Source organism: Acetivibrio sp. MSJd-27, assembly GCF_018918095.1.
Classification (GTDB): Bacteria; Bacillota; Clostridia; order UMGS1840; family HGM11507; genus HGM11507.
The window spans coordinates 18,424-34,785 of record NZ_JAHLPV010000020.1 but is presented as its reverse complement, the minus strand read 5'-3'; the positions used below and the strand labels follow the sequence as shown (position 1 = coordinate 34,785).

At 46.3% G+C, this 16,362-nt stretch carries 10 protein-coding genes; 7 read left to right on the top strand and 3 right to left on the bottom strand.

All coding sequences use genetic code 11. The annotated features are described in order from the left end of the window. The first annotated feature begins 175 nt into the window (after nt 1-175). Entirely contained in the window at nt 176-1,078 is a 903-nt protein-coding gene (locus KQI32_RS08115) for a radical SAM protein (RefSeq protein WP_253291119.1), read from the top strand. 140 nt (nt 1,079-1,218) lie between these two features. On the opposite strand, the gene KQI32_RS08110 is transcribed toward KQI32_RS08115, so the two are convergent. Further along, nucleotides 1,219-2,025, bottom strand: a complete 807-nt coding sequence (locus KQI32_RS08110; protein WP_177691514.1) for an AraC family transcriptional regulator — start codon at nt 2,023-2,025, stop codon at nt 1,219-1,221. A gap of 202 nt (nt 2,026-2,227) precedes the next feature. On the opposite strand from KQI32_RS08110, the gene KQI32_RS08105 reads away from it, so the two are divergent. The 5 genes from KQI32_RS08105 (at nt 2,228) to KQI32_RS08085 (ending at nt 12,958) form a co-directional block, all read left to right on the top strand. Continuing rightward, entirely contained in the window at nt 2,228-4,912 is a 2,685-nt protein-coding gene (locus KQI32_RS08105) for an S-layer homology domain-containing protein (protein WP_216424634.1), read from the top strand. A gap of 15 nt (nt 4,913-4,927) precedes the next feature. Continuing rightward, nucleotides 4,928-8,725: a DUF4962 domain-containing protein gene (locus KQI32_RS08100; protein ID WP_216424633.1), complete on the top strand. Its 3,798-nt coding sequence runs from the start codon at nt 4,928-4,930 to the stop codon at nt 8,723-8,725. 239 nt (nt 8,726-8,964) lie between these two features. Beyond that, nucleotides 8,965-10,140 (top strand): hypothetical protein, encoded by a 1,176-nt coding sequence (locus KQI32_RS08095; protein WP_216424632.1) that lies wholly within the window; start codon nt 8,965-8,967, stop codon nt 10,138-10,140. Between the two features lie 16 nt (nt 10,141-10,156). Then, nucleotides 10,157-11,929: an S-layer homology domain-containing protein gene (locus KQI32_RS08090; protein ID WP_216424631.1), complete on the top strand. Its 1,773-nt coding sequence runs from the start codon at nt 10,157-10,159 to the stop codon at nt 11,927-11,929. 15 nt (nt 11,930-11,944) lie between these two features. Then, on the top strand, nt 11,945-12,958 hold the full coding sequence (locus tag KQI32_RS08085) for a hypothetical protein (protein WP_216424630.1): 1,014 nt from the start codon (nt 11,945-11,947) through the stop codon (nt 12,956-12,958). Between the two features lie 145 nt (nt 12,959-13,103). Here the strand turns inward: KQI32_RS08085 and KQI32_RS08080 are convergent, their stop codons facing one another. Then, nucleotides 13,104-13,499: a secondary thiamine-phosphate synthase enzyme YjbQ gene (locus KQI32_RS08080; RefSeq protein ID WP_177691508.1), complete on the bottom strand. Its 396-nt coding sequence runs from the start codon at nt 13,497-13,499 to the stop codon at nt 13,104-13,106. Nucleotides 13,500-13,674: 175 nt separating this feature from the next. Here KQI32_RS08080 and KQI32_RS08075 point away from each other — a divergent pair, with 175 nt between their 5' ends. Next, nucleotides 13,675-14,715, top strand: coding sequence for an NAD-dependent epimerase/dehydratase family protein (locus tag KQI32_RS08075; protein ID WP_216424629.1), 1,041 nt, complete (start codon nt 13,675-13,677; stop codon nt 14,713-14,715). 200 nt (nt 14,716-14,915) lie between these two features. Here KQI32_RS08075 and KQI32_RS08070 read toward each other — a convergent pair whose 3' ends face one another. After that, entirely contained in the window at nt 14,916-16,226 is a 1,311-nt protein-coding gene (locus KQI32_RS08070; protein ID WP_253291118.1) for a hemolysin family protein, read from the bottom strand. Nucleotides 16,227-16,362 lie beyond the last annotated feature (136 nt).

The window sequence follows — 16,362 nt, the reverse complement described above, 5'->3', positions numbered from 1 at the left end:
TCCTGCGCAATTGCATGTTTCAAAAAACAGCATGCGGAGCGCGTCTGCGTTTTGAAACGAAGAACTTTTTATTATGCATTAGGGAATTGCACACTGGGTTTTGCACTTTTTAGGCGGCTTTTGCTTTGCGAAAGCCTTTTCATTTTGTCAAAATAAAAACAGGCAGGTATCGGAAATGCAGAAAAATTGGATGGAAGACTGTACCCTCTGCCCCCGGATGTGCCATGCGAACCGGGAGGCAGGGCAGAAAGGATATTGCAAATCCGGAAGCAGGCTGACGGCAGCAAGAGCAGCCCTGCACTTTTGGGAAGAGCCTTGTATCTCAGGAGAAAATGGCTCAGGCGCCATATTTTTCTCGGGCTGTAACCTGGGATGTGTATACTGTCAGAACCGTGCGATCTCCAGAGGGAGAGCAGGAGAAGAAATCAGTATCGACCGGCTGGCGGAGATTTTTTTTGAACTGAAAGAGAAGGGCGCGCAGAATATCAACCTCGTCACGCCGTCACACTTTGTTCCTCCTATTCGGGAAGCCCTTATTCTGGCGAAAGAACAGGGGTTAAAGCTGCCGATCGTCTATAACTGCAGCGGCTATGAGCGGGTGGAAACCCTTCGGATGCTGGAAGGGCTTGTGGACATTTATCTGCCGGATTTTAAATATTTCTCTGCCGGGACGGCACGGAAGTATTCCTCTGCGCCGGATTATCCCTCTGTCGTGAAAACTGCAATAGCCGAGATGTTCCGCCAGACGGGACTTCCCGCATTCGATGCGGACAGAAGAATGACAAGGGGACTCATCGTCCGTCATTTGGTACTGCCGGGACAGCTTGACGATTCCAAGAACATTTTAAGCTATCTGTTTGACACTTACGGCAATCAGATTTACTACAGCATTATGAACCAGTTCACCCCTCTTGCGGGGCTGGAGCGGTACCCCGAACTGAACCGCACCATTTCTTCGAAGGAATATGAGGAACTCATTGATTTTGCGGTGGAACTGGGCATTGAAAACGGATTTATTCAGGAGGGCGGAACGGCGGAGGAAAGCTTTGTTCCCCCTTTTGACGGGGAGGGAATCTAGAGGGTACTGCCCTCGCTGAAGGCATTGTATAACAAGGGTACCATTTCTTATGAAAAAAGAGCCGCGGCAATATACGAAGTTTGCTGCGGCTCTTTTTGAATGCCTGAAACAGTTTTTCACTTCACATGATAAGGTGGACGTCAGATGTGTGTCCGGAATTGAAGCGGGCTTTTTCCCATGGCGTTTTTGAAAGCCTTGCTGAAATAGGATGCGTCGGAATAACCCAGCTGATTTGAAATTTCATCGATGGACGCGGTGGAAAATTCCAAAAGCTCAATGGCGCGTTCAATCCGGAGGTTATTGATGTATTGTTTTGGTGTGGTGGAGTAAATTTCTTTAAACAGGCGGATAAAGTGAGTGGGTGTGATACCGGACATCCGCGCCAGTTTATTCACGTCGATGATTTCTTTATAATAGTTCTGTTCGATATAGTTTACCGCGTCTTTGATCACATGATACCCTTTTAAGGCAATGTTCAATGTCAGCTGCTCAATCAGCAGATTTCGGAAAATTTCATATAACAGAGATTTGATGCGAAGCTTATATCCAAAATTTTTGGAGATCCATTCCTCATCCACCGTTTTGAAAAATTTGCGGTATTTTTCAGGCACTTCGGGGACACAGCAGGTCTGAAACGGGAACTGGGAACCTGTTAAAGGATTCATGTGGAAGAAAATGCTGGAGTAGCCAAAGGGAAGCGTTCCGCAGTAAGAAGAATAGGTCGCTTCGATTGGTACATAAAGCATATTGTTTTTTTGAACAGTGTATTCCACACCGTCAATGACAGCGTGGAATTCTCCCTCATAAACAAACAGAATCCGATGGCTTAGATTGTTTTTCAGATGGTGCGTCCAGGGCTTTATTATATGTTCATTACACACAGATGCAATCTCAGTAATATCGATATCAAAATCACCATATTTTGTTATTTTAGAAAGGTTTTTCATGAAATTTTAGACTCCTTATATGATATCTTTCCTTTTAATTTATCAAATTTTATGAAAAATGTCAAATGAATCAGAAATGGAAAAATGTTGAGAAATCACATAAAAGAATTCGGTTTCTCTATTTACTAATATTCTTTTCAGAATTATAATGAAAACAGACAGAAAAACAGCCGAAAGTTACACTTTTAGAGGAGGAATCAACATGAATAAGGGGAAGCGGGCATTAGGGATCATCCTTTTGCTCTGTTTGAGCGTTGCAGTTTCTTTCACCCCGGTTTTGGCAGAACAAGAGCCGGGGGGAACGGAGATGGCTTTTATCCATGAATTCGGATTGCTAAAGCAGCTGGGAATCGTCACAGATTCTCAGAATCAGCCTTTCGATACTGCGAAAACAGTGACAAGAGGCCAGTTTTGCAAATATGCTATCCGTATTTGCGGCATGGAAAATACGGGGCAGACGGATAAAAATACAGTATTTATGGATATGGAAAGCGGCAGGGATGATTTTTACGCTGTCAATACACTGTATCGCTTACATATTCTAAGCGGCTATGGGGATGGCACATTTCGTCCGGATGAGCCGATTTTATTTGAGGAAGCCACAGCAGCTTTGATGAAGCTTCTCGGATACGATATCTATGCACAGCGGGATGGAGGATATCCTACAGGGTATCTGGTTGCGGCAAAGGACAGCGGACTTTTAAAAGGGGTGAACCTGCGCTCTGGCAGCAAGGTTACCGGGGAGGATATGGTTTTATTGCTGTTTAATGCCTTGCAGGTGGAGATTGTTTCCCAAAATTCTTTTGGCGGCGGCAGTATTTCGCTGGAAAAGGGTAGCAATTTTCTCTCCATGATATTTGATGTCTATACCGGACGCGGGATAGTGGAAGAAAATCAGTACACCGGTCTGCACAGTCAGCAAACTTCGGTATCGGAGGGCTATGTCAGCATTGACGGAAGCCGTTATGCCTGCGGTGAGACGGAAGGCGACGGTTATCTCGGTTACCGGGTTACTTACTTTTATCGGGACAATGACGGGGATCCAGAGCTTGTCTATGTTTATGCCGATGAAAAATATAACCGGACGGTTTCGGTGAACGCGCAGGATATTGAAAGCGTGCAGCAGAATGTTTTCCGGTACGTCAAAGACGCCGCTGTTCGGGATAAGATTTATGAAATAAAATATTCCGGCGAGATCGAGGTGATCTATAATGGAACATTATATCCGTATTATACCGATGCGGATTTGATGCCGGAAATCGGCGGCGTCACGTTTATAGACAATGATACGGACGGGACTTATGAAGTGGTTCTAGTTCATTCCTTTGTCAATTTTGTGGTGGATTCGGTCAGCAGTGTCAAAAGCGTGATTCATTTGAAAAAATGTGATTACGCCTTAGATTTGGAGCCGGAAGGATGGGAAGTGGAATACAGATTGCAGAGAGACGGCGTATCCATATCATTGGAGGACTTGCGGGAAAATGATGTTTTGACGGTTGCGGAAAATAAAGAGAAAACCTTATATACTATCTATGTCAGCAATGAAATTCTGGAAGGCAGTATTGATCAGGTCGAGGAGGAACGTTTCACCTGGATAACGGTGGGGGAAGCCCGCTATCAAGTAACCGGCGGGCTGTCCTATGTACCCCAGGTAGGCGACAAAGGCCCTTTTTTCCTGGATTATCAAGGCAGAGTTGTAGGCCGAGATGAGAAATTGTCAGATAGACCGCAATATGGCTTTTTAATGGGAATCCGTATCGGAGAAGGATTGGACGAGAGTATTTCCTTCAAAATATTGACCCAGGAGGGAATGAAAATTTTCGAGGCACCGGAGAAAATATCATTAAACGGCGGGGCACAGAGACCGTCGGTGGAAGCGGTGCAGGATCCCATTCTTTTGAAGAACGGTTTGATGGATGGGGATAAGAAAACCGTACAGCAATTGATAACCTTTGAAGTCAACCAGAAAAATCAGCTGACAAAGCTGAATACCTATGAAGACAAATCCAATGAGACAAGAAGAAAAAACGAGGACGACGAAAAAGAATTTACCTTGGATTACAGAACACCGGAGGCCGGATTATATTACAGGGCGGGGAACGCCAGGATTTTTGGTGCTAAATACAGGGTGAATGCAGGCACCATTATTTTTAAAGTTCCAGAAGCGTACAGCAGTGATGAGAGAAAATACTCCGTCCATAACATTGGCTATTTGAGTAACAACAGACAGTATAAGAATCTAGAGTTTTTCAGTCTGACCAGAGACAATATCAGCAGGGTTATGCTGATGAAATCTTCCTCCGATTCAGCAGCTTCCAACATTATTTACTCTGATCCGGTGACGATCGTGGAAAAAGTGGCGCAGTGTTTTGTAAATGAAGAACTAACCTATAAGCTGTATGGATATCAGAATGGGGAAAAAATCGAGCTGACGGCATATAGCGGGGAGCTGGCAGATCTGGACGAGGTTTGGGGGAACGGCGTTTTCTTTAAGGATCTGAAGCCTGGAGACGTGATTCAGGTCAGCGTCAATTCTTTTGGACTGACTGACGAGCTGCGAGTTGTATTTAACAGAGATTCCGGAAAGGATTTATGGGAAACCGTCAGCGGCGCCAATGCAGGTCTCCACTATATACAAGGAGGAATCCATGCGGCATACGGGGAAGTGATCTATAAATCAAATGCTTCTCTTGTGGTAAACGCCCACGACTTAAACGATCCCCAATGGGACAGAACGTATGGCCTTGAAAACACCCCATATTTCTATAGAGTCAATCAGTCTAGCGGAAGGGTGAGCAGAATCACCATCAATGATTTGAAGCCAGGGGACAGAGTATTTATCCAGGGGAGTTATTCGATTCTGCAAAATATCATTTTATATGAATAGGAAAGGAGAATGTATATGAAGCCGTACAAGAGAATCCTTTTTTATGTTCTGGCCGCTATGATGCTGCTTAATATATATCCTGCAGGCGGATTGATAAGCCAGGTATATGGGAAATATATTTTGCTGGATGAAAATTTTAATTCTTATGAAACAGGGGAACAGACAGTTGCTTACACCGAATTCCGGACAGCTGTGAATGGTATAGGCTCCACCTTTGAGATAGCTGATTTCCCCTCCTCGTCCAACAAAAGTTTAAAGGCTACAATCAACAATGTTGGAGCGGGCACCAGCTCGGTTGCAAATCTGTATCTGCAACAGATCCCGAATTTTAAGATACTCACCTTTGAGATATCCATCTATGCCACCAGCATGAACGGAAATTTCAAAATAGGACCGCGGCAGCCTGTAACCAGCAAATGGCCGGCGCTGGCTACCATCACGAAGGAGGGCTTTGTGATTCCTGTTCAAGGAGATTCCGAAGCACGGGAGTTCGCCCAGCCCTATGACACCAACACCTGGTTAAAACTGCGGTTTGTGATGAACCTGCAAACCAGCAAATATGATTTCTATTTTAATGACAGACCGGTGGCAAGTAATTTAGACATGCCTTTAGGAGAAGATGCATGGAAGGATGGATTCAGCGATGTTGTCATCCAGCGCAGCGGCACCAATATTAACTCGGTCTGGTATTTTGACGATGTCCGGTTTTACAGCGGCACGCCAGACAGTATGCTGGAACCGCCGGTAATTGAGGAGGACAACGGGGGACTCAACCTGTGGTTCTCTCCCCGGGACAAGGTGACAACTCTTCAGGATCCTCCTTTTTTCCGCTGGACAGCCATCACGTTGGGAGAAAGTTATGATTTGCAGCTGTCCAGGGACAAGGATATGGCGGTCATCGAAAAAGAAATTAAAGATATTCCTTACAACTATTACAGTATGTCGGAAACACTGGGAACCGGCATTTGGTATTGGAGGGTGCGCGGAAGAAGCATCAACGGGCAGTCGGATTGGTCGAAGATCCGCCGTTTCCGGATCTCAAAGGACGCTACGCCCTTTGTTGTGCCGGAAACCGATGAATTGATCCGCAGAGTGCGCAAGGATCATCCGAGAATCTGGACAAACAACGATGAGCTTGCAGAATTCCGTGCTCTTGCAGACGGACCCTCCAAGGATTTCTATCAGGCGATCAAGAAGAGAGTGGACGATAATCTGAACAATCCGATTCCTGATGAACCAGTATTCAGCCCGCCGGAGGGGTCCAAACCCGGAGAAGCGGGATATGTCACCGCTCAGGGGAATCTGCGTACTTACAGTGACGGCAAGGTCAATGAAATGTTTGAAGCGGCCTTTGTTTATCTGGTAACCGGAGATAAACAATACGGGGAAAAGGCTGTAAAATTCATGGAGAGTATTGCAGCCTGGGATGTTTACGGTGACACCAACTATCATGTACAGGATCAGGTCCACCGCGCAATTGCTTATAAGACTGCCATTGCCTATGACTGGGTGTATGATTTGCTGAACAGCAAGCAGAAGGAAGCGGTTCGTGCAATGGTGAAGGAGCGCACTGAAATCATGTACAATCTGCTTTTGAGAGGATTTCCGCTTTACATTCTCCCCTTTGATTCCCACGGATGGTCTGCAGCGGGTTTTATGGGAATCATTTCGCTTGCTATGATGGATGAGATTCCCGAGGCAGAGGAGTGGTTCCGCAACATTTATCCCGCATATATCAATATTTATCCGGTATGGGGCGGAGAAGACGGCGGTTTCGCCAACGGCACGGCATACTGGAGTTACGCCAGCAGTCCTTTTAGCGCCGTGGCACTGGACGCGCTGTACAGTGCAACCGGATTTCAGACATACGAGAGAGCAGCCGCGCGCAACGAATATCTGTTTCCTCTGTATATGACTCCAAACGGTGCGCCCACGGGAGCATTCGGCGATGAAGGCAACATCGTTTCCTGGAGGGACAGCACCTGTGTGACCTATTATCTGTCCGCGGCGCACATTTTTAAAAATCCCGTGGCGAAGTGGGGCGCGCAGACCCGAGGGGTAAAACCTTACGACGGGGAAATCAGCTACTATGCCCACTTTGAGGATGAGGTGCCGGCAATTCCGCCTTTGGATTATCCAACAGGCCGTATTTTCCGTGACATAGGCTGGGCAGGGATGCACACCGATCTGGTGGATCCGCAAAGGGTATCTTTCCTGTTCAAATCCAGTCCGTACGGGAGCTACAACCATTCCCATGCGGATCAGAACAGCTTTATCATCAATGCATACGGGGAACCGCTGGCAATCGACAGCGGTTGGTATGATTACTATTACAGCGCTCATGACAAGGGGTACACCAAGAGAACCCACGCCCATAATGCAATCACATACAACGGACTTCTAGGACAGTATTTGAATCCTTTAAATGGGGAGGAAAATATACTGGCAAAGGGGAAAATGGGAAGTTTTGTAACCGGAAATGTGTTCGACGGTGTGACGGGGGATGCAACCCGGGCGTATGCAGGAAATCTTGGCAAAACCGTGAGGAGTGCAGTGTTTTTGAAAAATGCTCCGGCTATTGTTATGGTTGACGAGCTCAAGGCAAAGGAAGGGGAACAGACCAGTTTTGCATATAATCTGCACGCGATGAGTCCTATTGAGACTGACGCGTCAAAAAATCAGGTGGTGATCCGACAGGGGAAAGCGGAGCTGGTAGCAACCATGGCTTATCCTGAAAATGTCACTATCGAAAGTTTTGATAAATATATCACAGCGGAAACACGGGAGGAGGTCCTGCCGGGCTCAAAGCTTACGGGAAAACCGAACCAGTATTTTATTAACTTCAACACTGAAAAAGTGGAAGAAACCGTTATGGTATCCATTCTTGACATCCACAAAACGGAGGAAGGACAAAAAGAGATCCGGACGGAGAAAAATGGAGAATGCATGAAGATTACTATCGGCGGGGATCAGACAGTTTATGTCCGACTGAAGCAGGAGGGCGCGGTAACTTACGACAATGTAACCTTTGACGGAACGCTATGCGCCTTCGGCAACAATACCTTTCTTTTGCAAAATGGGACCAGTCTTATAAAAGACGGTATAGTTCTGGCGAAGACAGAGAAACTATCCTCTGTTTTATATGAGGAAGGCAGACTGCACTTATCTGCGGTGGAGGACAATACTTTGGATATGACTCTGGGATACCGTGCGCAAGGGGATTCAAACGAACTGAGATTAAGTCTTCCCGTTTCGGTCAGCAGTATTGCTGACGAAAAAGGATTTGTCATGCAACCGGAAAACAGCCCGGAGTACGATGTGAAAACCATGCCGCTGAAGTGGGCGGCTTCCGGAGAAAAACTCCACATTGCTTTTGAGAACGGAGATTACAATCTGTATCTTAACGGAACACCTGTTATTAAGCCAACAGAGCTGAGTATCCGGGTTGAGGGAACACCGCTCTGTCTTGAAAGCCCTCCTGTTATGATAAATGGAACGGTGCTCGCTCCTGCATTGTTATTCGGGGAGAGTCTCGGCGCACAGGCGGCTGATAACGGAAATAAAGTTCTATTGACAAAAGGGGATACGGCAATCGAAATCTCAGAGGGAAGCAGCTCTGTACTGGTTAACGGTACAGAGGTGCAAATGGCGGAGACGGCGCAGCGAATCAGCGGAGTGCTTTATGTTCCTGTCCGTCCGGTTTGCGATGGCTTCAGCGCAAGAATTGGTTGGCATGAGACGACTCAGACCGTTTATATCTATACAAGTCCTATCTATGAATCAACCTTTGATTCCAGCGTGTGGCCGAGATAATTGCGCCCTCGCTTTTGAAAGCGGCCGGACATCAATTTATGAGCAACCGATGGGGAAGAGTTTCCATCTTTCAACAGGAAAAAGAATAAATTATAATAAAAAACAGAAAAAACAATAACCAAATACTGTTTTGAGTTTGGCGGCATACAAACATCCAACTGCCGCCTGACTTTGCGGAGGATCCGTTCCGTTCGTTATTTGTAATGGATTCCGAAAGAATGAAAAAGGAGCGTATGAAAATGAAAAGAGCAAAAAATGTGATTTCCATGCTGGTGACAGCGCAGCTATTCCTTCTTTCTCTCTTTTGCGTGGCGGGTGCAAGAGAGAAAATTATCGATGAGAATTTTGATACAGGCTATACGGCAGGACAGAAAGCTGAGATTCTGAAATTTGGGACTACTAATGTTTTATCATATGTCACTAACGGGGGAACCGATGATAATCTGGGAACTGTCACTATTGATAAGGTTCCCTCCACCGAGAATATGGCATTGAAGTCCACAATGAACGTCGCCGCCCATACAAGCGGCAAAAGAAATATAATCTATATTTTTCCGGGCAATCAGCTATTGAGCAAAACAGCTGGCTTCTGGTCCATCTCTTGGCGCATGATGATTCCGAAATCTGGCGATCAGTGGTCGTTCAGTATGAAAAACAGTGACGGCTCAAAATCGACCAGCGTTCTGAGAGGGGTCGTGAAGGAAAATAAAGTTCAGCCGGTTAACGGTTCATCCTGGAATGGGCATCTTGACTATCAAAGATATTGGACACCGGGCGAGTTTTTCACTATAAAAGTTATTTTCAATATGGCGAATAAAACATATGATTACTACTTCAACGGCGAATTGGTAATCGCTGATGGCCAGTTGAATCAGAATGTTGACTGGTCGAAGGGTGGCTATTATATGACGCTGATTATGGATGGGATTCAAGAGAGCGAGGGAGAAAAAGACTTCCCTGCGACAAGTGTGACCAGTCCAAGTATTTATTATTTTGATAATCTGCAGATATATAGTTATCAAGACACGGAAGTGGAAGCTTACCCGACACCGGATTGCTTCTGCGCGCCACTTCCTTATACAGGGACGGACGAAGAACTTACACTGGTGGAAAGCATACGCGATGCGAACGGAAGAACAAGGCTGGGACTGGATTTTATCAACCGCTCCGGTGCGGAGAAACCGCTGTGCATTGCGGTTGCAACCTATGAGAAGGATGCGGAAGGCTTCAGCCGTCTTTTGGATGTAAAACTGCAGAACACTGTTTTACCGGCCGGCATAAGCCAAGTGTTCACTCCCGGCTTTAATCTGGAAAAAGGAGAGGGAACAGCGGAACGCTTTGTGAAGGTATTTACCTGGGATGCCTTTGATCAATTATTGCCTTACAATGGATTTTTACAGCTGACAGCAAAGTAGAAATGGAGTGAAAACAATGGGAAGAAACCGCATTATTGCCGCGCTGCTGAGTCTGGTTCTTTTTTGTGTCTCCAACAGTGCTTTGGCTGCCACAGTGGAACCGCCTGTCAGTACGGACAGAAAAATCGTGATAAAAGGCAATATCGGGGAAGCGGCAGAGGGCGTTCCGGTCACACTTCTCGTGCTGAGAAAAGGCAAAACAGCCGAGGATCTCAGGGAAGCGCTCCGGCTTCAGGATGAAGCTGCCCTTTACACAGCTGTTCTTTCTCTTGTCTGTTATCTGGATGAAACGGCAAGCGATCCGGAAGGCAACTTTGTATTCCGCTTTGTGATGGATGAGAGCTGCACCAGCGGAGATTACATTGCGTTTATCGGCGGTTCTCCTTTTCGCGCCGAAACCGGCGGAAGTATCGAGGGAACCATCGAACAGAATATCGAATATATCCCGATACAGGAAAAGATAAAAGCGGTAAAAGCGCTCAATGCCTCTTTGAACAGCGGCTCCGCAGCCGATTTTGAGACTGCGATGGAAACCTATTACCGGGAGCTTTCTCTTTTCTCCGGTGATATGCAACTTTCGGAAATGTTTGAGAAAGTAAAGAGTCAGCCGGGATTTTTTATTCTGCTCAAAGAAAGAGGAACGTATGAGGAAACTGAGGAAGCAATCAATGATTCCCTCAGCCGGTTCCGCAAAAATTTTACAGATGCGGTACTTTTTCAAAGCATAGAAATCCAGGAGGATGAGGAAAAGCTGGAGCAACTGATCACATCCTATGCAAAGCAGCTGGGCCTCCGTCTGGACGGTGTCAGCAAGGAGAATAAAAGTCATGTATACAACCGGATAGCGAAGCTGACGGAAATCAAATCAGCGGAGACCATTCAGGTGTGTATTGATGAGGTTGTTGTACTTTATCAAATGAACCATGCGAATAAATGGGGAGATGTCAAACGTCTGATCACGGAGCAAAAGGATTATCTTGGAATCGATCTGAAAAATCCGGGGACGGATTATGATGCGATTTATCACATTCTGTTTCAGGAAAGAGAAGGATTTCAAACGATACAGGAGATCACAGAACGCTTCCAAAAGCTGGTTCCACTGCATCCTGTCACGAAGCCAACCAATCGTCCTTCCGGAAGCGGCGGTGGCGGCGGATTTCCGTCACTGCCCGTGAGCAGTGTTACGCCTGCTCCCACACCGACGTCAACTCCTACCGCTCTCCCAACCGGTGCACCGGAAATCCATTTTGACGATGTTACGGAGGATCACTGGGCGGCAAAAGTGATTGACAGCTTGGCAAAGCAGGGGTTGATGAAAGGAAAAGAGGAAGGAAAGTTTATGCCGGAGGAGCAAATCACCCGGGAAGAGTTCGTAACGATTCTGCTTCGTTCCATAGGGGAGGAGGCGGAACCAAAGGAGACAAGATTTTCGGATGTACAAAAAAGCGATTGGTTTTCCGGCTATGTGGAGAAAGCAAGCGAGCTGGGCTTGGTAAAAGGCTATGCGGACGGCAGCTTCGGTGCGGGACAGGAAATTACCAGGCAGGATATGGCCGTACTTCTGTTAAAGACAGCTGAGATAACGGGAAAAGAATTACCTGTGTTGACTTCACCGCAGAAATTTACGGATGACGGGCAGATTGCAGACTATGCAAAGACAGCTGTCACAAAATTGCAGCAGGCAAAGATAATAAACGGGATGGAGGACGGCTCTTTTGCGCCAAGTCGGTATGCAACCCGTGCCGAGGCAGCGCAGATACTGTTTTCAATCCTCTCTTTGATTCAATAAAAGGAGTTGATAGGTATGAAAAAAATCGGGTGTCTTATTCTCGCATTGATATTATTCTGCCAGATGTCAGTATGCGCACAGAGGACGGTAAACGTGGAAGTTTTGTCCTGCCAGCAGCAGGACGACGGAACCTATGCGGTCAGAGTGAAAGTAACAACCGATCCGTCTCAGATGGTCACCCTTCTTGTAATGGGAGAAAAATCAAACGGCATATCGCCGCAGACTGCCTTCCAATATGGCGGAGCGGCCAAAAACGGCTATGTCTATTATATTGACGAGGGCGTCAGCGATTCCGTAACCGGAGAGATCACCTTCTCTTTCAAAGTGGCTATTCCGGGTGAAATGAACACGATTTCGGACTATCTGTATGTGTTTTCCGGTGCGGCGCCTCTGGCGGCAAAAGGGGAAACTTCTTTCCCGGTTGACCATACGCTGACACTGGATGTTGGCAGCCATGGTAAGATTGTGAAAGATGCGCTTGAATACCTGCCGGGCACAGCATCCGTCGGCGTTGCGGACGGCAAAACAGCGGCGTTCCAGATTGTCCCCAATGATGGATATGTTGTCGATCAGATTCTGTATAACGGCGCACCCGCGGTAGCAACAGGGGACGGTAGCTACACAACGCCTGCCATTACAGCGGATGCAACTCTGAAAATCACCTTTAAGGCAGATGAAACGGTTCCCCAGACAAGCAGCTATACCAAAACTTTTACATCGGACACGGGAAGTGTCTCCTTTGCAAAATTGGTTCAGCCGGCCGGGGATGTTTACACATTGAAAGAATATGGGGTTGTGTACTCTAGAACAGTCAGTCTGCCGGAACGGAATAAAGCCTCCTGTATCGCTCTGCAGGGAAAGAAGATCAATGCAAAAGGACAGTTCGGTATCGAAATAAAAGGAACTATCGTGTCGCTGGGCGAGTTGTATTACACCAGACCTTATGCGGTTTACACGGTTTCCGGCGGCGGGGAAAAGACGGTTTACGGTGATGTGATCGTCACCAATTGGAACGGGTTATCATCATAATACCAAAGACAGGCCCGGACAGTATGTCCGAGCCTGTTTTACATCTGTAATGAAAAGAAAGCCAAAGTTAAAGCGCTGTAAGAGAGGGTATGGTCCTTATGGAAGCTTCTATTTCCCGGGAAATAAAAGAATACGACATCTTTTTCTATCCTTCCATCACCTTGACATAAAATGTCCGGTTTCTGGGACCGTCAAATTCACAAAAATAAATTCCCTGCCAGGTACCCAGAAGCAGACGGCCGTCTTTCACCAAAACAGTAGCATTGCTGCCCACGCTGCTGGCTTTCAGGTGTGCCGCGCTGTTTCCCTCCATATGCCGGAATTCAGGCCGATCGGGAAAAGCTTTGGAAAGACCGTTCAGCATATCTGTCACCACATCAGGATCCGCATTTTCATTGATGGTAATACCGGCGGTGGTGTGGGGACAGAACACGATGCAGATGCCATCGGAAATACCGCTCTGTTGCACGGTATATGCCGCCTTTGCAGTGATGTTGTAGAAATTTTCCCTGTGGGTCTGTAAATGAAACTGACGTAACATAAAATCATCTCCTTTTCTTTATTATCCATGAAATCTGACAAAAAGTCAAACGACAGAAAATACTGTTTTCGAGAAGTTTACATAATTCACAGAAAGTTCACTTGAAAAAGCGGATTTTCATGCTACAATAAAGGTAGAGAAATAACATTTTATTTGCCGGAAGGGAGGCTGTGTTATGGCTATCATTATTGTTACAGGCGCTATAGGACATTTGGGTAATGTGCTTGTCAGAAAACTGGAGAGAACGGAACATGAGATAAGAGGGCTGGATTTGTCCGGCGGCAGAACAATATCCTTTCAGCGGGCAAGAATGTATTACGGAGACGTGAGGGATTACAACAGCTTAGAGCCTCTGTTTGACAATCCAAACCGGCAGGATATATATGTCATACACTGCGCCGGCATTGTGAGCATTGTGTCAAAATTTCAGCAGAAGGTGTATGACGTTAATGTGAGAGGAACGAAGAATATCATTGATCTCTGTCTGGTAAATCATGTAAAGAAGCTGATTTATGTAAGCTCCTCCCATGCGATTCCCGAGCAGGAGGGCGGAAAAGTGATGCGGGAGGTTTCTGTGTTTTCTCCGGAATGGGTTGAGGGACTTTATGCCAAAACGAAGGCCGAGGCCAGCCAGCTGGTTTTGGACAACTGTCAAAACGGATTGAATGCCTGCGTCGTTCATCCTTCCGGCCTGATTGGCCCAGAAGATTTCGGGCATGCACATTTAACGCAGATGATTCAGGACTATCTCAATGGGAGATTGACCGCTTATGTGAATGGGGGATATGATTTCGTGGACGTGCGGGATGTTGCGGACGGAATCCTTTCCTGTCTGCAAAAAGGGCGGAGCGGTGAGTGTTATCTGCTGACCAATCGTTACTGCACAGTCAAAGAACTGCTGGACTGTCTTCATCAGATAACAGGGCGCAGGGAAATTCATACCAAACTGCCCATGTGGTTTGCAAAGGCCGCTGCTCCTATGGCGGAAGCTTATTACAAGCTGCTTCATCAGCCGCCTTTGTATACCTCCTATTCCCTTTATACCCTGTTGAGCAACGGAAACTTTACACATGAAAAGGCTGACAGGGAATTGTCTTATCAAGTCAGACCCATGGCACAGACATTGAAAGATACTGCAGAATGGCTGGCGGAACAGGGAAGAATTAAGGGAAAGTATGTCCAGCGAAATGCCATGGCTTTCAAGAAAAGGAGATAGCAGCCTCAAAATCTTTCAGAAATGAAATTCTGGAAGAAAGAAAAAAGACAGTGCTTTTAACCGTGCACTGTCTTTTCTTATGTAAGAAGCTTCGCCGGATGATACCGCTTGTATCTCTGAATTATAGATGAAGCAAGGCTGAAAAAAAGCCTGCATTCGGAGGTACGGAAAGGCAGCATAAATTTAACAGTTCGTTTTTCTTATTCTGCCAGGCAGATAATGGCTTTTTCAACGCGGTGGTCCTTGATTTCCGTGACTTTGATATGTAAAGAATAAGCGTCTATCTCAAACTGGCTTCCGTCGTCGGGAATACTGCCATAGCATCCGAAAACAAAGCCGCCGAACGTTTCGTAATCATCGGTGGGCAGAGGAACTTTCAATTTTTCTGCAACTTTTTCAAGAGAAATACTCCCATGAACTTTCCATGTCTCGGAATCCAGCGGTTCTATTTCTTTGATTTCCGGAAGAACAGGTACGGTATCTTCCAAGTCGCCTACCAGCTGCTCCAACAGATCATTCATTGTGACGATTCCCACGGTTCCTCCATATTCATCCAGCACCACGGCGAAGTGGTTGTGAGACTGCTTCATCTGTCTAAATAAAACATCGCCGCAGATGCTTTCCGGCACGAAGAAAGGGGCACAAACCGCTGATTTCATAACATTTTCACGGCTTTTATCCGAAAGACGAAAATAGTCTTTTTCATTTAGAATACCGACAATCCGGTCAATGGTTTCATCGCAGATTGGGTATAGGGTATGACGGCTCTCGCGGATGGTTGCATCCCATTTCTCATCGGTTTCATCCATCCACAAAAGAGAGATATCGGTTCTGTGTGTTGCGAATTCTCCCACCGGTTTATCGTCAAATTCAAATACATTCTGTATAAATTCCTGCTCTTCGGTATCAATAACTCCTTTTTGACCTCCCAGGTTTACCATCATGCGGATTTCCTCTTCGCTTACCTCGTCTTCCTCCGCATTCGGGTCGATTCCGAAGAGCCGCAAAATGCAGTTGGTCGAGATGGTCAGAATCCATACGATGGGAGCAAACAGCTTTGATATGAAAGAGATCATCGCCGACATGCCAAGTGCCAGCTTTTCCGCTTTTTTCATCGCAATCCGTTTGGGGACAAGTTCACCGAATACCAACGTAAAATAAGACAGGAGCAGCGTTATCAGGATAACGGATACGGTATCTAATGTGGCGGCAGAGATCGGTACTCCGATCTCCATCAGCCAATCGACCAGCTTGTCGGAAAAGTTATCCGCGGCAAAGGCGCTTCCCAAAAAACCAGAGAGGGTGATTGCGACCTGTATGGTTGCCAGAAAACGTGCCGGCTGGCTTGTGAGACGACCAAGCCTTAAGGCCCTTCGGTCTCCCTGCTCTTTCAGCTGAGCCAATCTTGTATCATTCATTGAAATAACTGCGATTTCTGCACAGGCGAAAACCGCATTGAGTGCAATTAAAATAATTTGTAAAAGGATTTGCCATAAAATCGGACTATCCAAAATTGTTCCTCCTAGTATCTATTTCATCTTTATTTTTGAAAAAACAATTCGGGCTTACCGCAATAATTTGACAAACCATAGAAAGTAGTTATGACATTCCCAAAAGATATGTCGGTTTAACCAGCAGGAAAAATCA